Below are 20644 nucleotides of genomic sequence, written 5' to 3'. Positions count from 1 at the left end.
ACGTGCGGACCGCCTCCTTGCGGACCGACTACTTGCGGACCGGCTGCTTGTCGTCCCGGCGGGCGGTCTGGGCGGGCGGCGCCTCGGCGAGGAACGCCTCCGCGCTCTCCACGGCCTCCCGCGCGGGCAGGGTCCGGAACACCCAGGTCCGGTAGGACCAGAAGCGGAAGAGGGTGCCGATGCCGATGCCGACGAACTTGAAGACGTTGCTCGCGAGTGAACTGTCCCAGCCGAAGCCGTACGTCGCCGTGTAGAGCACCCCGTTCTCGATGATCAGGCCGATCGCGCTGAACAGCAGGAACAGGCTGAGTTCCTTGGTGCGCCCCTGCTTGTCCCGGTCGCGGTAGGTGAAGTACCGGTAGCCGACGTAGTTGAAGCAGGTCGCGACCACCGTCGCCACGATGCTCGCCCGCACCACGGGCAGCTCGGTGACGCTGCGGACCAGGTTGAAGACGGCGAGGTTGACGAAGACGCCGGCGCCGCCGACCACACCGAACTTCGCGATCTCCCGGGCGAGCCGCCCCACCTGGGTGCTCAGCCCCCCGAGCATGCGTCGTTCACTCATGGTGATCGTTCAGCCCCGTTTCGTCAGCGTCGACAACATCTCCCCATGCTAACCAGCGGTAGCAGCGCTCGCCCGGAGGCGGGAGTAACAGGCCGGTCTGAATATCTGGAGGATCATCCAAGTGCAGGTCAGGGGCTGTCGTGGCGAGAAGTTACCCTTGGAGGGTGACATTTCCGGTAGTCGGCATGGTCGGCGGCGGCCAGCTCGCCCGCATGACCCACGAGGCGGGCATCCCCCTCGGCATCAGGTTCAAGCTGCTCAGTGACACTCCTCAGGACTCGGCAGCCCAAGTGGTCAGCGATGTCGTCGTCGGCGACTATCGCGACCTGGAGACGCTTCGTGCGTTCGCACAAGGCTGTGATGTGGTCACTTTCGACCACGAGCATGTCCCGGCGGAGCATCTGCGCGCACTGGAGGCGGACGGTGTCGTCATCCGCCCCGGCATCGAGGCCCTGCTGCACGCGCAGGACAAGGGCGTGATGCGGGAGCGGCTGCGCGCCGCCGGGGTCCCGTGCCCCCGCCACCGCATCGTCGCCGATCCGGCCGACGTCGCGCGGTTCGCCGAGGAGGGGGACGGCTTCCCGGTCGTCCTCAAGACGGTGCGCGGCGGGTACGACGGCAAGGGCGTGTGGGTCGTCCGTACTACGGAGGACGCCGCCGAACCGTTCCGCGCCGGGGTGCCCGTCCTCGCCGAGGAAATGGTCGACTTCGCGCGCGAGCTGGCCGCCAACGTCGTGCGCTCCCCGCACGGCCAGGCCGTCGCCTACCCCGTCGTGGAGTCGATACAGGTGGACGGCGTCTGCGACACCGTCATCGCCCCCGCCCCCGACCTCTCCGAGGCGCTCTCCGCCCAGGCGCAGGAGCTGGCGCTGAAGATCGCGGCGGAGCTGGGCGTGGTCGGCCACCTCGCCGTCGAGCTGTTCGAGACCCGGGACGGCCGCATCCTCGTCAACGAACTGGCGATGCGCCCCCACAACTCCGGCCACTGGACCCAGGACGGCGCCGTCACCTCCCAGTTCGCCAACCATGTGCGCGCGGTGCTCGACCTCCCGCTCGGCGCGCCGAACACCCGGGCGAAGTGGACCGTCATGACCAACGTGCTCGGCGGTGACTACCCCGACATGTACGCGGCCTATCTGCACTGCATGGCCCGCGACCCCGCGCTGAAGATCCACATGTACGGTAAGGGCGTGAAGCCGGGCCGCAAGGTCGGCCACGTCAACACCTACGGCGACGACCTGGCCGACGTCCGCGAGCGCGGCCGCCACGCCGCCGACTACCTCCGAGGGACCATCACCGAATGAGCGCTCCTGTGCCCGCGATCGGCATCGTCATGGGCTCCGACTCCGACTGGCCGGTCATGGAAGAAGCCGCCAAGGCCCTCGACGAGTTCGAGATCCCGTACGAGGTGGACGTCGTCTCGGCGCACCGGATGCCGCGCGAGATGGTCGCGTACGGCGAGAACGCCGCGCCCCGGGGCCTCAAGGCCATCATCGCGGGCGCGGGCGGGGCGGCCCACCTCCCCGGCATGCTGGCCTCGGTCACCCCGCTCCCGGTCATCGGCGTCCCCGTGCCCCTGAAATACCTGGACGGCATGGACTCGCTCCTCTCCATCGTCCAGATGCCCGCGGGCGTCCCGGTCGCCACGGTCTCCATCGGCGGCGCCCGCAACGCGGGCCTGCTGGCCGCCCGCATCCTCGCCGCGCACGACGCGGAGTTGCAGGGCCGGATGCGGGAGTTCCAGGAGGAGCTGAACGAACAGGCCACGGAAAAGGGCAAGCGCCTCCGAGCCAAGGTAGACGGAGCCCCTTCGTTCGGCTTCGCCCACTAACGCCCACGTGCCTTTAGCCCCCTCCACGAACCGGGGCGGAGCCCCGGTTCGTGGAGGGGCGGGGTGGGGAGCAGGCCCGCCGCCGGCGCCACGCACCCGTGACTTCGAGAGGCGGGCGTACGAAAATGCCCGGATGACCGATCACCTCGCGCACGCCCGCCAACTCCTGGCCGCCCACCCCGTCGTGGACGGCCACAACGACCTCCCTTGGGCCCTGCGCGAGCAGGTCCGGTACGACCTCGACCGCCTCGACATCGCCGCCGATCAAAGCGAGCGCACCCACACCGACATCCCCCGCCTCCGCGAGGGCGGCGTAGGCGCCCAGTTCTGGTCGGTCTTCGTACGCTCCGACTTCAGCGGCGACACGGCCGTCTCCGCCACCCTCGAACAGATCGACGTCGTCCGTCGTTTGACCGAGCGCTACCCCGACGACCTCCGGCTGTCGCTCACCGCCGACGACATCGAGGCGGCCCGCGCCGAGGGCCGGATCGCGTCGCTCATGGGCGCCGAGGGCGGCCACAGCATCAACTGCTCGCTCGCCACCCTCCGCGCCCTGTACGACCTCGGGGTGCGTTATATGACGCTCACCCACAACGACAACATCCCCTGGGCGGACTCGGCGACGGACGAGCCGAAGGCGCAGGGCCTCACCCGCTTCGGCGAGGAGGTCGTCCGCGAGATGAACCGGCTCGGCATGCTCGTCGACCTCTCCCACGTGTCGGCCGACACGATGCGCGACGCGCTCCGCGTGACCGAGGCCCCGGTCGTCTTCTCGCACTCCTCCGCCCGCGCCGTCTGCGACCACCCGCGCAACATCCCGGACGACGTCCTGGCCGCGCTCCCGGCCAATGGCGGGGTGGCGATGGCCACGTTCGTGCCGAAGTTCGTGCTGCCGGAGGCGGGCGAGTGGACGACGGCGGCGGACGAGAACATGCGCGCGCACGGCCTGCACCCCCTGGAGCTGACGGAGGCCGCGAAGAAGGTGCAGCGCGCCTTCGAAGAGGCCCACCCGCGGCCGAAGGCAACCGCGGCCACCGTCGCCGACCACCTCGACCACATGCGCGAGGTGGCGGGCGTCGACCACATCGGCATCGGCGGCGACTTCGACGGCACCGCCTTCACCCCGTCCGGCCTGGACGACGTCGCGGGCTACCCCAACCTCATCGCGGAACTGCTCGACCGCCGCTGGTCCGAGGCCGAACTCGCCAAGCTGACCTGGCAGAACGCCGTCCGGGTGCTGCGCGGCGCCGAGGACGCGGCGCGCGGGCTGCGCGCGGTCAGGGGCCCGTCCATCGCGACGATCGACCAGCTGGACGGCGCCCAGGACGCCTGACCCACACCCCTCCCGCATGAGCCACCAACCACCCCTTTGCCGGGGCTTGGTGGCTTTGCGATGTGTTGATGCATCGTTCACGTAATTCGTCTCTTCCCCGTCGTCGGCATGGCGAGAGAGTCATCAGCGGTCTGACGATCTCTCATGCATAGATACGGGAAAGAGGCGTTATGCCCGACTTCACCCGCCGTAGACTCCTTGATGCCGCCGCCGGTTCACTCGGCGCGGGCGCGGCCATGACGCTTCTGCCGCCGAGCGTCCAGCAGGCGATAGCCGCCGGGCCTACCTCCCGGCGGCCGGTGCCGACTACGTCGCGTCCAAGATCGAGGCCATCGCCTCCAACCCGGACGTGTGGCGCAAGACCGTCTTCATCCTCAACTACGACGAGAACGACGGCCTGTTCGACCACGTACCGCCGCCCACCCCCAAGGCCGGGACCGTGGACGAGTTCGTGGGCGGCCTGCCCATCGGCGGCGGCTTCCGGGTGCCCTGCCTCATCGTCTCGCCGTGGACGGTGGGCGGCTGGGCCGCGGGCGAGGCGTTCGACCACACCTCGGTGCTCCAGTTCCTGGAGCGGCTGACCGGGGTCGAGGAGCCCAACATCAGCCAGTGGCGTCGCCGTACCTTCGGCGACCTCACCTCGGCCTTCGGCTTCGGTCACGCCGCGCCGAGGCCGCCGAAGCTGCCGGATGACACGGCCGAGCAGCTGGAGAAGGCCAAGGAGGACGTCGAGAACCTCCCCCAGCCGACCCTCCCGGGCGCCGACCAGAAGCCCCCGAAGCAGGAGAAGGGCCGCCGCCCCCGCCGCTGAACCGGCGCGTACGGACGCCGCCCCCGCCGGACGTCACCCGGCGGGGGCGGTGGCAATGCCCAGGGTTGGCCACGCGCTCAGGGGCGGCGGCGCGTCCAGAGGCGGCGGCGCGCTCAGAGGCGGCGGCGCGCTCAGGGGCGGATCAGGCAGAAGGGATGCCCCGCCGGGTCGGCGAAGACGCGGAAGTCCCGCTTCCCGCCCTCGTCGTCGAGGTCCAGCGCCTTCGCCCCCAGCGCCAGCACCTGCTCCTGCGCCTCCGCCATGTCGGTCACCTTCAGATCGAGGTGCAGCTGCTGCGACTCCTTGGCCGACGGCCAGCTCGGCGCGACGAAGCCGGGCGCCTCCTGGAAGGCCAGCCTGTCCCCGTCGGGCAGGAACAGATCGACCCAGGTCTTGTCCTCGTTCTTGATCTCCCCGCCCAGCACCTGCTGGTAGAAGCGGGCGAGCGCGGTGGGGTCGGGACAGTCGACGGCGATGACGCTCAGCGTGGCGATGGCCATGGCTCCTCCTCGGGTCCCGGCCCGGGTTACCGCCCCGGGGCCCGGCAAACCGGGGGAGCCGGACAGCGCGGGGCTACGCCATGGGGCGGCCCAGGGCGCGGTAGGTCCAGCCCGCGTCGCGCCAGTAGTCGGGGTCGAGGGCGTTCCGTCCGTCGAGGATGCGCCGCTCGGCGACCATTTCGCCCAGCCCCACCGGGTCCAGCTCGCGGAACTCGCGCCACTCGGTCAGATGCAGCACCGCGTGGGCGCCCCGGGCCGCCTCCAGGGCGCTCGGGGCGTAGGCGAGGGTCGGGAAGAGGGCGCGGGCGTTGTCCATGCCCTTGGGGTCGAAGACGGTCACCTGGGCGCCCTGGAGCTGTATCTGCCCGGCCACGTTGAGCGCGGGCGAGTCCCGTACGTCGTCGGAGTCCGGCTTGAACGTGGCGCCCAGCACCGCCACCCGCTTGCCGAGGAAGCTGCCGCCGACGGCCTCACGGGCCAGTTCGACCATGTGGCCGCGGCGCCGCATGTTGATCGAGTCGACCTCGCGGAGGAAGGTCAGGGCCTGGTCCGCGCCGAGTTCACCGGCGCGGGCCATGAAGGCCCGGATGTCCTTGGGCAGGCAGCCGCCGCCGAAGCCGATCCCGGCCCGCAGGAACTTGGCTCCGATCCGCTCGTCGTAGCCGATGGCCTCGGCGAGCTTGACCACGTCGCCGCCCGCCGCCTCGCAGACCTCGGCCATGGCGTTGATGAACGAGATCTTCGTGGCGAGGAAGGAGTTCGCCGACGTCTTCACCAGCTCGGCGGTCGGGAAGTCCGTCACCACGAACGGCGACCCCTCCGCGATCGGCGTCGCGTACACATCCCGCAGCACCTTCTCCGAACGGTCGCTGGTGACCCCCACCACGATCCGGTCCGGGTGCAGCGTGTCCTTCACGGCGAAGCCCTCGCGCAGGAACTCCGGGTTCCACGCCAGCTCGGCGTCCGCACCCGCCGGGGCCAGCTCGGCGAGGCGCGCCGCCAGCCGGTCCGCGCTGCCGACCGGGACGGTGGACTTGCCGACGACCAGCGCCGGGCGGTGCAGATGCGGGGCGAGCGACTCCACCGCGTTGTCGACGTGGCGCATGTCACACGCGTACTCGCCGTGCTTCTGCGGGGTGTTCACGCAGATGAAGTGGACGTCGCCGAACTGCCCGGCCTCCTCGTAGGAGCTGGTGAAGCGCAGCCGCCCGGTCGAGCCCTCGGCGCCCACCACGTGCCGCTTCAGCAAATCCTCCAGACCGGGCTCGTACATGGGCACCCGGCCCTCCGAAAGCATCGCGACCTTCTCGGGCACGATGTCCAGCCCCAGCACCTCGAAGCCCAGCTCGGCCATGGCCGCGGCGTGGGTCGCGCCCAGGTAGCCGGTGCCGATCACGGTGATCTTGAGGGCCATGTGGTGCTCCAGAAGCGTCGGTCTCAGATGCGCTGCCTGAGCATAGTCGGCGCCCCCGGCAGGGCTCAGCGGCGTCTTGTCGGGTAGCTCACGTATCGGGCACGTATACGTGCCGGGGCGGCGGCCCTAGACTTGGGTTACTTAACGGTAGTTAGCACCACAGGGGAGTGAGAAGACCTTGGCGTCCTCGGGAAACGCAGACTTCGACCTGTACCGGCCGTCGGAGGAGCACGACATGCTCCGCGATTCGGTCCGCTCGCTCGCCGAGGCGAAAATAGCCCCCTTCGCGGCCGAGGTCGACGAGGAGGGCCGCTTCCCGCAGGAAGCGCTGGACTCCTTGGTCGCCAATGATCTGCACGCGGTGCACGTCCCCGAGGCGTTCGGCGGCGCCGGGGCCGACGCGCTCGCGACCGTGATCGTCATCGAGGAGGTCGCCCGCGTCTGCGCGTCGTCCTCCCTGATCCCCGCGGTCAACAAGCTGGGCTCGCTGCCGGTGATCCTCTCCGGCTCCGAGGAGCTGAAGAAGAAGTACCTGAGCCCGCTCGCCAAGGGCGACGGAATGTTCTCGTACTGTCTCTCCGAGCCGGACGCGGGCTCGGACGCGGCCGGTATGAAGTGCAGGGCGGTCCGCGACGGCGACTTCTACGTCCTCAACGGCGTCAAGCGCTGGATCACCAACGCCGGGGTCTCCGACTACTACACGGTGATGGCCGTCACCGACCCCGAGAAGCGGTCCAAGGGCATCTCCGCTTTCGTGGTGGAGAAGGCCGACGAGGGCGTGTCCTTCGGCGCCCCGGAGAAGAAGCTCGGCATCAAGGGCTCCCCGACGCGCGAGGTCTACCTCGACAACGTCCGCATCCCCGCCGACCGCATGATCGGCGCCGAGGGCACCGGCTTCGCCACCGCCATGAAGACCCTCGACCACACCCGCATCACCATCGCCGCCCAGGCCCTCGGCATCGCCCAGGGTGCCCTGGACTACGCCAAGGGCTACGTCCAGGAGCGCAAGCAGTTCGGCAAGGCGATCGCCGACTTCCAGGGCATCCAGTTCATGCTCGCCGACATGGCCATGAAGATCTCGGCCGCCCGCGCCCTGACCTACCAGGCCGCCGCCGCCTCCGAGCGCTGCGACGCCGACCTCACCTACCAGGGCGCCGCCGCCAAGTGCTTCGCCTCGGACGTCGCCATGGAGGTCACCACGGACGCCGTCCAGCTCCTCGGCGGCTACGGCTACACCCGCGACTACCCGGTCGAGCGCATGATGCGCGACGCCAAGATCACCCAGATCTACGAGGGCACCAACCAGGTCCAGCGCGTCGTCATGGCGCGCAACCTGCCCTAGCGGTACGTGCCAGCACGGAGGGCGGGGGCGTCGCACACGACGTGCCCGCCCTCCGTCGTGCGCGCGGCTCAGGCGTGCGGCCGCCAGACCGCGAAGTCCGTCAGGCGGAAGTGGCTGGCGACGGTGCGGAAGCCGAACCAGCCGCTGGTGTACGGGTCCGGGTCCCGGTGGTCGAAGAGGAGCTGGCCATTGCTCCAGTACTGGACGGTCCGCCCGGCGGACACCAGGCGGACGCGGTGCGGGGCGTTCGGGGTGAGGAGCGGCTGCGTGAGGTCGAAGAGCAGGGGACGGTTGCCCGCCTCGCCCACGTAGCGGCGCATGCGGGTGGTGGTGTTGAGGTTGGCGCCGTAGCCGACGTAGTAGGTCTTCAGCAGGTCGTAGTCGGCGAAGGTGCCGCTGCGGGGCGTGGCGAAGAGGTCGCCGGGGGAGCGGACGTCGCGGGCGTTCCAGAAGGCGTTGAGGTCGGTCACATGGTCGTTGGGGCCGCCCGCCGAGACCGGGGTGGCCGTGTACTCGATCACGTACGGGCCGGTCAGCTCCCGGGTGAACCAGACCGTGGCGCCGCCCGGTACGTCGACGTCGAGCACCCCGTGCCGGGCCCGTACCGTCCCGCCGCTCTCCAGCTCGGCGGACCACTGGCGGGTGCCGTGGCGGAAGTCGTCGTGGGCGATCCGGGTCCACCGGCGGCCTGCCGCAGGGGCGGCTGGCGCGGCGAGGGTGCCCGGGGCGACGGCGGTCGCGGCGGCTGCCGCGGCGGCGAGGGTGGCGCCGCGGAGGAGGCGCCTGCGGTCGGGGGAGGGGCGGTACGTCATCGTGGTGCGGTTCCTTCCCGGGATGGTTGAACCGTTTCAATTCGTAGCGCGGGACGAACCTAACAGACGACCGCCGCCGGGCGCTCGGCCCGGCGGCGGTCGTCGTGCGGTGATGCCTCGGTCAGTTACTGGAGACCGTGACCTTCTCGTCGTTCTTCAGCTCGCTCACCAGCTGCTTGACCTTGGTCATGTCCCACTGGATCGCGCTGCCCTTGGGGGTGGACAGGCCCGGGTTGGAGACGGGCATGTTCATCTGCTTGCCCTCACCGCCGGAGACGCTCTTCATCGCGAAGAACATGTCCTTGAGGTCCCACAGGCTCATGTCCTTGTCGACGATCAGGCTGTCCAGACCGGCGCCCATCATCGGGTAGAGCGTGAAGGGGTTCATGACCGTCCCCGGCGAGGCCGCCTTGTTGGCCAGCGCGGACAGGAACTTCTGCTGGTTCTTGGTGCGGTCCAGGTCGCCGCCCGCGAGGCCGTAGCGCTGCCGCACGAAGGCCAGCGCCTGCTGGCCGTTGAGCGTCTGCTCGCCCTTCTTGAGGTCGTTGCCGGACTTCTTGTCCTTCATGTCCTGCGGGATGTTGATGTCGACCCCGCCGACCCCGTCGACGATCTTGGCGAAGCCGTCGAAGCCGATCTCCGCGTAGTGGTCGATCTTCAGGCCGGTGTTGTACTCGATGGTCCGGGCGAGCAGCTGCGGGCCCTCCGAGGAGTACGACGCGTTCAGCTTGTTCTGGCTCGCCGGGATCCGGTTGCCGGTCTCCGAGCCGGTGAAGGCCGGGATCGTGACCCAGGAGTCACGCGGGAGGCTGACCATGGTGTTCCCGTTCTCGCCGACGTGGAGCAGGATCATGGAGTCGGTGCGGCGGCCCTCGGCGGAGCCGGTGTGCAGCTTCTTCTTGTCCTCGTCGGACATGCCCTCACGGCTGTCCGAACCGACGATCAGGTAGTTGGTGCCCTTGCCGCCGGTCGGCCGGTCCTCGACCTTGCTGAGGTCGACCTCGCGCTTGAGCTTGCCGTCGGCCCAGAAGTACGTACCGATACCGACCGCGAGCAGCAGCACGACCAGGGTGACCAGGCCGACGGTTATCCGGCGCCGCCAATTCACGGGGCCTCCCGCCCGCCCGCCGCGCCCGCCGCGGCCGTGTCCGCCCGGTCCGCCCGATCCGCGGCCCCCGCCGCCGTAGACCTGGCCGGTGTTGTAGCCGTCGCCACCGTGGCCCCCGTAGTCGTCGTAGCTCGGGGAGGGCCCCGGAACGTTCCCCCGCGGCGACAGCTCCGGGGGCAGCGGCGGCTCGGCGGGCTGCTGCCCGCCGCCCGGTGCCGCCCGCCGTACCTGCGGCATCGAGCGGGCCCCCTCTGGCTGGGAGCCACCGCTGCCGCGTCCGTACCGGTCGTTGCGGTCACCGGTGTAACCCTGGGGCCATTCGCTCATGCATGGAAGTGTGCCTGGTCGGCACCGCTGTCTTACAGTGCGGGTGCTGGATCGCGGCATGGCTGTTGCAGAGCTGATAAGAACCTGGTCCGCATATGGTGGACGCCATGACCAATCAGGCCCACGGCACCGAAGTGGATCTTCCGGGCAAGCCCACCGCCGCCTCCCGCACCACGCTGTCGCACATCATGACCGGCAGCGACACCAACCTCCTCGGCACGGTCCACGGCGGCGTGATCATGAAGCTCGTCGACGACGCGGCCGGGGCGGTCGCCGGACGGCACTCCGAGGGCCCCGCGGTCACCGCCTCGATGGACGAGATGGCCTTCCTGGAGCCGGTCCGCGTCGGCGATCTCGTCCATGTGAAGGCCCAGGTCAACTGGACCGGACGGTCCTCCATGGAGGTCGGCGTCCGCGTCCTGGCCGAGCGCTGGAACGAATCCACCCCCGCCACCCAGGTCGGCAGCGCCTATCTGGTCTTCGCCGCGGTCGACGCCGACGGCAAGCCCCGCCCCGTACCCCCGGTCATACCGGAGACCGAGCGCGACAAGCGGCGCTACCAGGAGGCCGAGATCCGCCGCACCCACCGCCTGGCCCGCCGCCGCGCGATCAGGGAGCTGCGCGCCAGGCGCGCGGCGGAGGGCACCGAGGAGCCGTAAGGGGTGTCTCCCGGCTGTGCTCAGGTCGGCTCGGCAGACCACTTTCCGCGACCGAGGAAGTCCAGCACTGCCTTGCTGAGTTCCTCCGGCGCCTCTTCGGGCAGGAAGTGGCCGGCTCCGGGAATGACCAGTCCGGTGACGCCCGTGGCCACCAGGCGCATGGTCTCCTCCGGCATGGTGCCGGTGCTGTACTGACCGCCTACCGCCAGGACCGGGATGGACAGCGGTCCCTCGTCGCGCCAGCGCAGGGCGTGCTCGGCGGATGTGTCGAGGGTCCGGTAGTACTCGAAGCTGGCGCGCAGAGCGGCCGGGTCGCGCAGCTGGTCGACGTAGACGTCGATGGCCTGCTGTGGGATGGCACCGGGGGTGGCGGCTTCGACGTGAAGGTGTGGCCGAAGTAGATCTCCTCGCGGCCCGCGACCATGCGCTCGTTGATGTCCTGCGGCCGATCGAAGGCGAAGTGCCACAGGAACTCGTTGGTGGCCGGGCCCCGACGCCGGGGACGCGCCGCGGCGCGGTGGCGTCGAGCAGCGCGCACGCGTCCGCCCGGGCCAGGGAGGGCGCGGTCGGCACCGAGGCGCGCCGGGGGACCTGGCCCCGGTCCAGCACCGCGACCGCGTGGTCGGTGGCGGCGTCGCCCAGTGCGCAGGGGGCGGGGGCGGGGGAGTCGAGCCGCGGTCACGCAGCTGAACAGGGCTCGGCTAGGCGCACGCGACCTCGTCGCCGGTGACGGCGGCGATGCCGGGACGGTCCCGGCGCGGGTCCTCGGTGCGTACCGGACGTACGTCCTTGAAGTCCGCGCCGACCGTGACCTGCATCACCCCGCCCTGCCCCCGCACCGGCTTCAGCTGCGCTCCGGGCAGCGCGGCGGCCAGGGTGCGGACCGAGCGGTTCCAGACCGGGTCGTACGTGATGACCGTGCGCGCCAGGTCCTTGGTGGCCGCGTCGGCGGGAGAGCCGGTGGTGGCGAAGCCGGTGGCGTGCAGCGCCCGGTCCGCGCGGCGGGCGAGCCCGGCCGTCCCGGTGCCGTTGAGCACGTGGACCCGTACCTGCTGCGGGGCCACGTCGACCACGGTGGCCCTGGGCTTCGCGCGGTGCGTGGTCAGCGGCCGGTCCTCGCGGATGGCGGCGAACAGCTGCTCGGCCTTGGGCCGGTCCCAGTGCAGCGTGGAGCCGACGCCCTTGAGCGGCCGCCCGGGCAGGAGCACCGGGACCGAGGCGAACTCGGACGACGCCGGGGTGAGGCCGGTCACCGCCCGGCCGAGCGCCATCAGATCCTCCGCGCCGAAGCCGTGGTCGGCGCGGACCGAGCCGAGCAGGGTGGTGGCGACGGCGTTGAACCGCACCGGGTTCAGCAGGATGCCGCCCGCCGTCGTCTGGTGGAGCACCGAGGCCAGGAAGCGCTGCTGGCGCTGGATCCGGCCGAGGTCGGAGGTGCCGTCGGTGTGGCGGGAGCGTACGTACTGCAGCGCCTCGCCGCCGCGCAGCACATGGGCGCCGGGCGGCAGGTCGAGGCCGGTGTGGTCGTCCTTGAGCCGCCGGGACGTGCACACCTTCACCCCGCCGACCACGTCGACGGTCTTCATGAAGCTGGTGAAGTCGACCTCCAGGTAGTGGTCGATGTGCACCCCGGTGGCGTGCTCGACGGTGCGCACGGTCAGGCTGGGCCCGCCCTCGGCGTACGCGGCGTTGAGCCGCTGCGGATGGGCGCGGTGGGGTTTCCCGGCGCGGTCGGTGTACTCGGGGATCATGGCGTACGAGTCGCGCGGCAGGCTGACCACGGAGGCCCTGCGGCGGTCCGCCGACAGATGGACCAGGATGATCGTGTCGGTGCAGCGGCAGGGCGCCCCGCCGAGCCGGTACAGCGCCTTCTCCCGCGGGGTGATCCTGGACCGGCCGTCGGTGCCGACGACCAGGAAGTTGACGCCGCCGCCCGCGCTCTTCGGCCGGTTGTCCAGGCCGCCGAAGGCGTCCACCCGGTGCATGCCGGATTCCAGCTCCCGGACCAGCAGATGCCCGATCGCGCTGACGGCCAGCACCAGGCACGCGACGAACAGGGCGATCCGCAGCCCCCAGCGACGGCGGCGGCCGGAGCGGGGCCGGGGGCGGGGGTGCGTCGATCGGGCCGGTGCACTCACCGAAGGAGACCTCCGTGAACGGGCCCGGCGGGAACGGGCCCGGGCGGGGCGCTGGCGGGTCGGAACCGCTGTCACGGTAGGGCCATACGATGAGCGCCCCGGCGCCCCACGCCGCCGGTGCCGCCCGCTGCCACCCGGGCGGCGCGTTCCGGTGCCGCCATTCGCGGTACCGTGGGCCCGCTACTGCAGTCTCCTGGGGCCCCGCCCCCAGAAACCCCGAGGTGCCATGCCCCCGCGTCAGCTCCCGGCCGTATCCGTGATCATGCCGGTGCTCAATGAGGAACGCCATCTGCGCAACGCCGTGCGGCACATCCTGGAGCAGGAGTACGACGGTGAAATGGAGGTGGTGATCGCGGTCGGCCCGTCCGCGGACCGCACCGAAGAGATCGCCGCCCAGCTGGCCTCCGAGGACCCGCGGGTGAACACCGTGCCCAACCCCACGGGCCGCACCCCGGCCGCGCTGAACGCCGCGATCAAGGCGTCCCGCCACCCCGTGGTGGTGCGGGTCGACGGGCACGGCATGCTCTCGCCGAACTACATCGCGACCGCCGTGCGGCTGCTGGAGGAGACCGGCGCGCAGAACGTCGGCGGCATCATGCACGCCGAGGGCGAGAACGACTGGGAGCGGGCCGTGGCCGCCGCCATGACCTCGAAGATCGGCGTCGGCAACGCCGCCTTCCACACGGGCGGTGAGGCGGCCCCCGCCGACACCGTCTACCTGGGCGTCTTCCGCCGCGAGGCGCTGGAGCAGCAGGGTGGCTACAACGAGGAATTCATCCGCGCCCAGGACTGGGAGCTGAACTTCCGGATCCGTGAGGCGGGCGGGCTGGTCTGGTTCTCGCCGGACCTGAAGGTCTCGTACCGGCCCCGGCCGAATGTGCGGGAGCTGGCCAAGCAGTACAAGAACTACGGGCGCTGGCGGCACGTCGTCGCCCGCTTCCACCAGGGCTCGATCAACGCGCGCTACCTCGCCCCGCCGACCGCCGTGGTGGCCATCGCGGTGGGCACCGTAGTGGGCGCGGCCGTCAGCCCGTGGGGCTTCGTGATCCCGGGCGGCTATCTGGCGGCCATCGCCGCGGGCTCGTTCCCGGCGGGCAAGGGGCTTCCGGTGGGGGCGCGGGTACGGATCCCGCTGGCGCTCGCGACCATGCACATGTCGTGGGGCTGGGGCTTCCTGACCAGTCCGCGGGCGCTCGCCAAGAAGGTCATCGCGAGCCGCCGCCCGGCGGTCATGGCGCAGGGCTAGTCACCCGTACGCAAACGTACGCAACCGTACGCAAAGGGGCCGGACCGCCTGGTCCGGCCCCTTTCCGCAGGGCTCCTCAGAACGTGTAGTCCGGGTTGACCGTCATGCACGCCTTCTTGTCCTCGCCGTTGAGGGCGTCGGCGCTCTCCGGCGTCTTGTCGTCCTCGGTCTTCGAGGCCTTCGGGTAGGCCGTACCCGCGCGCCAGTCGTTGCCGACCACCACGGTCACGTCCTGCACCGACTTCGAGGACTTCACCGCGCTCTTGGGCAGCCCCAGCGCCTTGGCCACGGCGAGCGCGTCGCCCTGCTCGGCCTCGCTCGGGTAGGACACGGTGGTGTCGGCCTGCGAGATGAGCACGGTGTTCGCGGCGGCCTTGGCGTAGCCGAGCCGTACCAGCTCGTTGGTGATCACACCGGCCCGGCCGGAGACCGGCCCGTACACCATGGACGCGGTGCCGTTCTGCACGACGACCGGGACCTCGCCCCTGGGCGCGGTGGGGGCCGGGGTCTTGTCGGGCTTCTTCTTGTCCTTGCCGTCCAGCGCCGTGTCGCCCCGCAGCAGCGCGAAGGTCTGCTCGGCGTCGCCGGGCTTGGGCTCCACGAACTGCTCGTCCGCGCTGTACTGCCAGGGCATGGTGACCATGGTGGTGCGCTCGGTCGGCACCCGCTTGAGGTCGTTGCCCAGGTTGTAGAGCTTCTTGACGTCGCCGAGGCCGTGGTCGACGGTCAGCGCGTCGGTGGCCGCCTCCGCCAGGTTCATGAGCTTGCCCGGGTCGCTGAGCTTGGTGCCCTTCTTCAGCTGGCGGATCATCGAACTCATGTACATGTGCTGGGCCTTGGCCCGGCCGATGTCGGTGTTGTCCTCGAAGCCGTAGCGGGTCCGCAGCCACTGGAGCGCTTGGACGCCCTTGACGGAGTGGGTGCCCTTGGTCAGCCGCAGCCCTGAGCCATGGCCCTTGCTGTCGTGTGAGTAGACGTTGTCCTTCACGCACACCGGGACGCCGCCGACGGCGTCCGCCATGGAGACCACTCCGGCGAAGTCGATCATCATGAAGTGATCGATGTATATGCCGGTCAGTTCCTTCCAGGTGGCCACCGTGCAGCCCGGACCGCCGTGCTGGAGCGACTGGTTGATCGCCGCCTCGGTCTTCGGATAGACGCGCCCGTCGTCCGGGTCGGTGCACCGGGGGATGGTCACCCGGGTGTCGCGCGGAATGCTGACCACCGACATGTTGCTGCGGTCGGCCGAGACGTGCACCAGCATCTGCACATCGGCCAGCGGCTTGCGGTCGGCGTCCTGCTTGGCGCCGCCGAGCCGCACGTTCTCCGCGGTGTTACGGCTGTCCGAACCGATCAGCAGGATGTTCAGCGGGGTCTGGCCGTTGGCGTTCGGCTCGGGCTTGCCCAGCTTGCTGTCGCCGAGGTCGAGCGCTTCCTTCTTCAGATTCCCGTTCAGATGGTTGTAGTACAGATAGCCGCCGGCTGCCGCGCCCAGCACGAGCACGGCGAGCGCCAGCGCGCTCCACCGCACCACGCGTACCCCCCGGCCGCCGCTCCGTGCAGCCGGGCGGCCGCCGCCCCGGCGGTGCCCCGCGCCGCTGGACGCGGGGCCTTGTCCTCCGGGCGGGCTGTCACCCTCACCGGTGCCGCGGGGTTCGGGCACGGCTTGCCGCCGCCCCTCCCCCCGCACACTGCTCTGCCGCATCGGGCCCCTCCCCGTACTTCCTCGCTCGTCCGGACCGATGGGCGAGGGCGCACCGACGGGCCGGGAGTGGTCACTTGGCGCAGACGTTCTTGTCGTCGGCTTCGACCTTCTGAAGGTCCTTCGGTGCCTGGGCCGGAGCGGAGATGGGAGTGCCCGCGCCCTTGAAGTCGGCGCCGAGCGTCAGCGTCATCTCCGCCTTGGGGGCGGCGTCCTTCGTGCCTTCCTTCATGGCGGACGCGGGCAGCCCCATGCTGTCGGCCAGCCGGCGTGCCTGGTCCGCCTGGTTGGGAGCGTACTCCAGAGTGGTCTTCTCCAGATCTGCCGGAGCGTTTCCGCCATTGCTGGTGAGCGGCATCCCCTCGGTGTTCTGCATCCAGTCGAGGGTCTCCTGGGCGGCCCCCGTCTGCCCGCTGCCGTTCAGCACCGTGGCCCGGACCTCCGCCGCGCCGGCCTTCGGCCCCTTGAGCCGCGCCGCCTGCTTGTCCTTGGCGGCCTTCTCCTTCTTCTTCACCTCGGTCAGCGACACGTCCTGCTGGACCATGGCGAACAGCGGCTCGGCCTTGGTCTGGTCGAGCAGCACCGTCGCGCCGTCGGTGTTGTCGACGACCGGAACCGTCGTGAAGGTCATGTTCTTCAGGTTGACCTTGCCGAGCGCCTGCCCCAGCGTGACCAGCTTGTCGACGGTGCCGATGCCGGTGTCGACGGTGAGCGCCTTGGTGGCGGTGTTGGCCAGGCCCCACATCTTGCTCGGGCTGCTGAGCGTCCCGTTCCCCTTCATCTTGCGCATCATGGAGCTGAGGAACTGCTGCTGCAGCTTGATCCGGTCCAGGTCGCCGCCGAAGCCGACGGAGTGCCGGGTCCGGACGAACGCCAGCGCGTCCTCGCCCTTGATGCTGTGCTTGCCCGCCGACAGCTTCAGATGCGACTTGGGGTCGTCGATGTCCTTGGCGAGACAGACGTCGACCCCGCCGACCGCCGAGGACATCGACTTGACGGCGTTGAAGTCCGCCATCATGAAGTGGGTGATGTCCAGCCCGGTGATCTTCTCGGCGGTCTTCATGGTGCAGCCGGGGTCGCGCCCCCCCTGCCCCAGGCTGGTGTTGAAGCGCACCTCCCGCTGGCCCGGGATGATCTTCTTCTTGCCGTCCTTCTGCATGGTCGGGCAGTCCGGGATGTCGGTGACCATGTCGCGCGGAATGGACAGCACCGTCGCGTTGGTGCGGTCTCCGGAGACATGCATGACCAGCGTGGTGTCGGCGTGGCCGACGCTCCCCGCGTCACCGTAGCCCTCGTTGCCCTTGCCATCGCGCCGGTCGGTGCCGATGAGCAGGATGTTCATCGGTCCGTCGGTGACCGCGGCGTTGTTCTCGCCGATGTCGACCTTGCTGATGTTCCCGTTGAGGTGCTGATAGACGAAGTACGCCGCGGCCGAGCCGCCGACCAGCACGAAGGCCAGGGTGCCACTGCCCCAGTACAGCGCCTTCTTCGTCTTCGTCTTCTTGGGTTTCGGCTTTCGCCTGCTCGCGGGAGCCGCCTTCTCCGGCTCCCGTTTCCCCGCCGCCCTCCTGCGCCCCCGCGGCTCGGACTCGGGGGTGCGACGACGGCCTGTGGTTCTGGGGGCCGCGTGGGGCTCGGCGGCCGAGGCCGTCTCCCCCGCAGGGTTCAGCCTCAGCTCATAGTTGCCGGTGTTCGGGTCGAACACCCACTGGTCGGCGGGGTCGATGTCACCGTCCCGCCCAGGGCCTTGCGCGTCCACGGTCGCCTGTGTCCTCCGTCGGTGCCACGCGGGCGCCTCCCCCTCAAGGCGCTCGGTCCGTCTTCATATACAGTGCGCGGTCACATCTCGGAGCGCACCGGATCGCTCACACTATCCGCCCGGATCCGCGTCAAGCGACGCCGGTGACAAATTCCACTTCCCTACAACTGGGCAATCTGCCCAATCCTTTCGAGATTCTTCACGAGTCCAGGCTCTTTCCTGAGGCGGCCTTTACCCGCAGATGTCACGGGCCGCCGTCGTCCCCTGGTACGGAGTGCGGTCCATGCCCTTGGGGTCCTCGCCGCGGCCGGCCGTGACGGCTCGGGTCACCGACACCGGTCGGTCCAGGCGGAGTTGCTTGAACAACCGGTCGGCATCGGGCTGGACGAGTTCGTCACGGTTCTTGTTGTACGTATACGGCTGTCGTGGAATGGTCAGGAAACGGATCTTCTCGCGCGGGATGTCCCGCATCCCGCGCACCAGTCCGTACAGGTCCTTGAGGGTGTCCAGACCCGGATCCGTGGTCAGTGAGGAGGTCGCCGCGCTGAGCACCGGATACAGCTTCGCCGGATTGAGCAGCACACCATTGCTCTGCACTTTCTTCACAAGCGAGCTGAGGAACTCCTGCTGCCGGGCGATGCGCTCCGTGTCGCTGCCGTTACCGATCGAGTAGCGGGCGCGGACGAAGCCCAGCGCCTTCTCCCCGTGCAGGGTCTGACGGCCCGAGGGAAGTCGCAGATGCGCGTCGTCGTCATCGACCGGCTCCGTGAGGCACACCTCGACGCCCCCGACCGCGTTCACCAGCTTCTTGAAGCCACTGAAGTCCACGATCACATGGTGGTCCACCCGGATCCCGGTGAGCTTTTCCACGGTACGGATCGTGCACGCCGCGCCGCCGAACTCGAACGCCCAGTTGAACTGGGCGAACCGGGGCGCCAGTCGGCCGCCGCCCTTCGGCCGGTCGCAGCCCGGGACGTCCACCATCAGGTCGCGCGGGATGGAGACGGCGGTCGCGCCCTTACCGCCCGCCTGGAGGTGCAGCAGGATCGTGGTGTCCGAGCGCTGCGTGCCGGTGTCCCGGCCGTACTTGCCGTTGCCCTTGCCGCTCCGGTCGTCGGAGCCGATCACCAGGATGTTCTGCGCGTCCCGTACGACCGACACCGGCCGCTCGGCCTCGTACTTCCTCAGCTCGTCCGCGGTCCGGGTGTCGGTGCGGATGTTGCGGTCGAGGCGTTCGTAGAACCACCACCCCGTCGCGGCGGCCGACAGCACCAGCAGGGTCGCGCCCAGGGCGACCACGCGCGGCCAGCGGCGTCTTCGCCCCGGCGCCGGCTCTTGGCCGTCAGTCGTCACGTCCGCGTCCTCCCACCCCGCCTCCCGCCCGGCAGCGGACGGGAGCGGTATCGCGTGCTGGGCCGATCATTGGGACAGACATGCGAACCCCGCACATGGTTGTACGTATCCGTCGATCATCGCGCGGGGTGCGCGCCGGGGCGCGCGGGCTCGGCCCGGCAGTCCGCCGGACGGGGGTCGGGCGGACGGCCGGGCCGTGGGGTCGCGGAGGACGAAGGGCCGTTACAGGGTGACGCGCTCGCTCTCCCGGCGCTCCGCGAGCCCCTTCTCGTCCAACTGGTCCAGATGGCGGCACAGCACCACCGAGCCGCCCGACGCCAGCGGCGCGTACAGCCCGTACGACAGCCCTTCCCAGCCGTCGTACGGCAGCCCCGACAGCACCCGGGAGCCCGGCGCGAGCCCGCGTGCGGCCGCGTCCGCGCGCGCCCGCTCCACCAGCTCCGCGCCGGTCAGCTCCAGACCGCCGACCGCCAGCGCGGGCGCGTCCGGGTCCACCGGGGCGTACGGCGCGAAGCGGTCACCCTGGCTCGGCACCTCCACGGCGTAGTCGGCGAACCCCTGCGGCGGCTGCGGGAACCGGCCGCCCAGGGGGCGCAGGGCGAGCGCCACCCGCTCCCCGGAGCAGGCGCGCGCCTCCTCCAGGGAGTCCGGCCCGCTCACCACCACATCGGCCGCGCCCGGATCGCCGCCGACGTCCGCGAGGACCCCGACCGACGAGCAGGCCAGCAGCCACACCGCGGTCTGCCAGTGGGCGGGCAGCAGCAGCGCGACCCGGTCGCCGGGGGCCACGGCCAGATCGTCCTGCAGCAGATTGGCGGTCTTCGCCACCCAATTGGCGAACGTGGCCACGGAGAGTTCGACGCGTTCGCCGGTGGCGTCGTCGTAAAAGGTCACGAGGGGGCGCGCGGGATCCGCGGCGAGCGCGGATCGCAGCAGGTCGGCGGGGGCGCGATCGGTGGCGTTCATCCGCGCAAGGGTACGCGCCCGACACGCCCCGCCAGGGGGTCGGCCGACTCTTCCAGTCGGCCGCTCACCGCGCGTCCGAATAGACACTTGTGTCACGATATGCACAGGATTTTCATCATGCGTGGATTCCTTGCGTCCTCGGTCGGCGTCGTGTGCACCGCCGCCCTCGCCTTCCCGCCCGCCCTGGGCACCGCACATGCCCGGGCCGACCGCACCGGCCTCGTGGGCAGCACCCAGTCGCTGCCCCTCCTCCCGCCCGCCGGTCTCGACCGGGGGCTGGCCGCACCCGGCGGCGACCGGGCGCTCGCCGCCCGCGACGTGGCCCCCTTCTCCCTCGTCGGCGTCGTCTGGAACGACGCCTCCGCCGACCTCCGCGGCGACATCCAGGTGCGCACCCGCGCCGCCCGCACCGGCGTGTGGACCGCCTGGCGCGACCTCCGGGCGTACCACGACGACGCCCCCGACCCGGCCCCCGGCGCCACGGACGGCGTCGCCACGGACGGCGGCGCCGGGCGCCCGCGCGGTGGCACCGCCCCGCTGTGGGTCGGCGACTCCGACGGCGTGCAAGCCCGCGTGCGCGCCGCCGCGCCGCCCGCCGGAGCGGTTCCGGCCACCCTCCCCGCCGGGCTACGCCTCGAACTCGTCAACCCCGGCGCCGCCGCCCCCGCCCCGCCCCCGGCCCACCCCACCCCCGTACAACCGGTGACCCCGCACCCCACGGCCGTTCCGCACCCGCACCCAACGGCTGGTCCACAGCCGCACCCCACGACCGTTCCGC

At 70.8% G+C, this 20644-nt stretch carries 17 protein-coding genes and 2 pseudogenes; 8 read left to right on the top strand and 11 right to left on the bottom strand.

All coding sequences use genetic code 11. The annotated features are described in order from the left end of the window. Positions 1-28: 28 nt before the first annotated feature. On the bottom strand, positions 29-565 hold the full coding sequence (locus ACZ6CL_RS32025; protein WP_468942137.1) for a GtrA family protein: 537 nt from the start codon (positions 563-565) through the stop codon (positions 29-31). 164 nt (positions 566-729) lie between these two features. Between ACZ6CL_RS32025 and ACZ6CL_RS32020 the strand changes: the two genes are divergently transcribed. The 4 genes and pseudogenes from ACZ6CL_RS32020 to ACZ6CL_RS32005 form a co-directional block, all read left to right on the top strand. Continuing rightward, complete coding sequence (locus tag ACZ6CL_RS32020; protein WP_468942135.1) at positions 730-1869, top strand: 5-(carboxyamino)imidazole ribonucleotide synthase; 1140 nt, start codon at positions 730-732, stop codon at positions 1867-1869. Further along, a complete protein-coding gene (gene purE, locus ACZ6CL_RS32015; protein ID WP_468942132.1) occupies positions 1866-2396 on the top strand; it encodes a 5-(carboxyamino)imidazole ribonucleotide mutase in 531 nt (176 codons plus the stop codon). The genes ACZ6CL_RS32020 and purE overlap by 4 nt, the downstream gene beginning before the upstream one ends. Before the next feature lie 133 nt (positions 2397-2529). Further along, entirely contained in the window at positions 2530-3729 is a 1200-nt protein-coding gene (locus ACZ6CL_RS32010) for a dipeptidase (RefSeq protein WP_468942129.1), read from the top strand. A gap of 283 nt (positions 3730-4012) precedes the next feature. After that, positions 4013-4540, top strand: a pseudogene (locus ACZ6CL_RS32005) (alkaline phosphatase family protein); the annotation flags it as partial. A 131-nt stretch (positions 4541-4671) separates the two neighbouring features. On the opposite strand, the gene ACZ6CL_RS32000 reads toward ACZ6CL_RS32005, so the two are convergent. Together ACZ6CL_RS32000 and ACZ6CL_RS31995 are read right to left on the bottom strand one after the other, a co-directional pair. After that, complete coding sequence (locus ACZ6CL_RS32000) at positions 4672-5040, bottom strand: VOC family protein (RefSeq protein ID WP_468942127.1); 369 nt, start codon at positions 5038-5040, stop codon at positions 4672-4674. Between the two features lie 73 nt (positions 5041-5113). Continuing rightward, on the bottom strand, positions 5114-6454 hold the full coding sequence (locus ACZ6CL_RS31995) for a UDP-glucose dehydrogenase family protein (RefSeq protein WP_468942125.1): 1341 nt from the start codon (positions 6452-6454) through the stop codon (positions 5114-5116). Positions 6455-6632: 178 nt separating this feature from the next. On the opposite strand from ACZ6CL_RS31995, the gene ACZ6CL_RS31990 reads away from it, so the two are divergent. Then, complete coding sequence (locus ACZ6CL_RS31990) at positions 6633-7796, top strand: acyl-CoA dehydrogenase family protein (protein ID WP_468942123.1); 1164 nt, start codon at positions 6633-6635, stop codon at positions 7794-7796. Between the two features lie 68 nt (positions 7797-7864). On the opposite strand, the gene ACZ6CL_RS31985 is transcribed toward ACZ6CL_RS31990, so the two are convergent. Then, positions 7865-8608 (bottom strand): DUF6250 domain-containing protein, encoded by a 744-nt coding sequence (locus tag ACZ6CL_RS31985; protein WP_468942120.1) that lies wholly within the window; start codon positions 8606-8608, stop codon positions 7865-7867. Positions 8609-8729: 121 nt separating this feature from the next. Continuing rightward, complete coding sequence (locus ACZ6CL_RS31980; protein WP_468942118.1) at positions 8730-10043, bottom strand: LCP family protein; 1314 nt, start codon at positions 10041-10043, stop codon at positions 8730-8732. A gap of 107 nt (positions 10044-10150) precedes the next feature. On the opposite strand from ACZ6CL_RS31980, the gene ACZ6CL_RS31975 reads away from it, so the two are divergent. Continuing rightward, complete coding sequence (locus ACZ6CL_RS31975) at positions 10151-10702, top strand: acyl-CoA thioesterase (RefSeq protein ID WP_468942115.1); 552 nt, start codon at positions 10151-10153, stop codon at positions 10700-10702. Positions 10703-10722: 20 nt separating this feature from the next. On the opposite strand, the gene ACZ6CL_RS31970 is transcribed toward ACZ6CL_RS31975, so the two are convergent. Together ACZ6CL_RS31970 and ACZ6CL_RS31965 are read right to left on the bottom strand one after the other, a co-directional pair. After that, positions 10723-11169 carry an alpha/beta fold hydrolase gene (locus tag ACZ6CL_RS31970; RefSeq protein ID WP_468942113.1) on the bottom strand — a complete coding sequence of 149 codons (447 nt, stop codon included), beginning with the start codon at positions 11167-11169 and terminating at the stop codon, positions 10723-10725. Between the two features lie 234 nt (positions 11170-11403). Then, positions 11404-12840 (bottom strand): LCP family protein, encoded by a 1437-nt coding sequence (locus ACZ6CL_RS31965; RefSeq protein ID WP_468942110.1) that lies wholly within the window; start codon positions 12838-12840, stop codon positions 11404-11406. Positions 12841-13066: 226 nt separating this feature from the next. On the opposite strand from ACZ6CL_RS31965, the gene ACZ6CL_RS31960 reads away from it, so the two are divergent. Beyond that, entirely contained in the window at positions 13067-14086 is a 1020-nt protein-coding gene (locus tag ACZ6CL_RS31960; RefSeq protein ID WP_468942108.1) for a glycosyltransferase family 2 protein, read from the top strand. Positions 14087-14162: 76 nt separating this feature from the next. Here the strand turns inward: ACZ6CL_RS31960 and ACZ6CL_RS31955 are convergent, their stop codons facing one another. The 4 genes from ACZ6CL_RS31955 to ACZ6CL_RS31940 all read right to left on the bottom strand — a co-directional run bounded on the left by ACZ6CL_RS31955 (position 14163) and on the right by ACZ6CL_RS31940 (position 19866). Further along, on the bottom strand, positions 14163-15791 hold the full coding sequence (locus tag ACZ6CL_RS31955) for an LCP family protein (protein ID WP_468942106.1): 1629 nt from the start codon (positions 15789-15791) through the stop codon (positions 14163-14165). 70 nt (positions 15792-15861) lie between these two features. Then, positions 15862-17547, bottom strand: a complete 1686-nt coding sequence (locus ACZ6CL_RS31950) for an LCP family protein (RefSeq protein ID WP_468942104.1) — start codon at positions 17545-17547, stop codon at positions 15862-15864. Between the two features lie 231 nt (positions 17548-17778). Next, positions 17779-18900 carry an LCP family protein gene (locus tag ACZ6CL_RS31945; protein ID WP_468942103.1) on the bottom strand — a complete coding sequence of 374 codons (1122 nt, stop codon included), beginning with the start codon at positions 18898-18900 and terminating at the stop codon, positions 17779-17781. Between the two features lie 222 nt (positions 18901-19122). Continuing rightward, positions 19123-19866, bottom strand: a complete 744-nt coding sequence (locus tag ACZ6CL_RS31940) for a TIGR03089 family protein (protein WP_468942100.1) — start codon at positions 19864-19866, stop codon at positions 19123-19125. A gap of 117 nt (positions 19867-19983) precedes the next feature. Here ACZ6CL_RS31940 and ACZ6CL_RS31935 point away from each other — a divergent pair. Beyond that, positions 19984-20644, top strand: a pseudogene (locus ACZ6CL_RS31935) (N-acetylmuramoyl-L-alanine amidase); the annotation flags it as partial.

The sequence above is a fragment of the Streptomyces sp. NPDC041200 genome (genome assembly GCF_055591805.1).
This window is presented reverse-complemented; position numbering and strand designations above follow the sequence as displayed.

Excerpts from the sequence above, each read along its gene's own strand:
- ACZ6CL_RS31995 (WP_468942125.1), bottom strand. The coding sequence starts at position 6,454 with ATGGCCCTCAAGATCACCGTGATCGGCACCGGCTACCTGGGCGCGACC.
- ACZ6CL_RS31960 (WP_468942108.1), top strand. The coding sequence starts at position 13,067 with ATGCCCCCGCGTCAGCTCCCGGCCGTATCCGTGATCATGCCGGTGCTC.
- ACZ6CL_RS31955 (WP_468942106.1), bottom strand. The coding sequence starts at position 15,791 with ATGCGGCAGAGCAGTGTGCGGGGGGAGGGGCGGCGGCAAGCCGTGCCC.
- ACZ6CL_RS32025 (WP_468942137.1), bottom strand. The coding sequence starts at position 565 with ATGAGTGAACGACGCATGCTCGGGGGGCTGAGCACCCAGGTGGGGCGG.
- ACZ6CL_RS31980 (WP_468942118.1), bottom strand. The coding sequence starts at position 10,043 with ATGAGCGAATGGCCCCAGGGTTACACCGGTGACCGCAACGACCGGTAC.
- ACZ6CL_RS32010 (WP_468942129.1), top strand. The coding sequence starts at position 2,530 with ATGACCGATCACCTCGCGCACGCCCGCCAACTCCTGGCCGCCCACCCC.
- ACZ6CL_RS31940 (WP_468942100.1), bottom strand. The coding sequence starts at position 19,866 with ATGAACGCCACCGATCGCGCCCCCGCCGACCTGCTGCGATCCGCGCTC.
- purE (WP_468942132.1), top strand. The coding sequence starts at position 1,866 with ATGAGCGCTCCTGTGCCCGCGATCGGCATCGTCATGGGCTCCGACTCC.
- ACZ6CL_RS31985 (WP_468942120.1), bottom strand. The coding sequence starts at position 8,608 with ATGACGTACCGCCCCTCCCCCGACCGCAGGCGCCTCCTCCGCGGCGCC.
- ACZ6CL_RS31975 (WP_468942115.1), top strand. The coding sequence starts at position 10,151 with ATGACCAATCAGGCCCACGGCACCGAAGTGGATCTTCCGGGCAAGCCC.
- ACZ6CL_RS32000 (WP_468942127.1), bottom strand. The coding sequence starts at position 5,040 with ATGGCCATCGCCACGCTGAGCGTCATCGCCGTCGACTGTCCCGACCCC.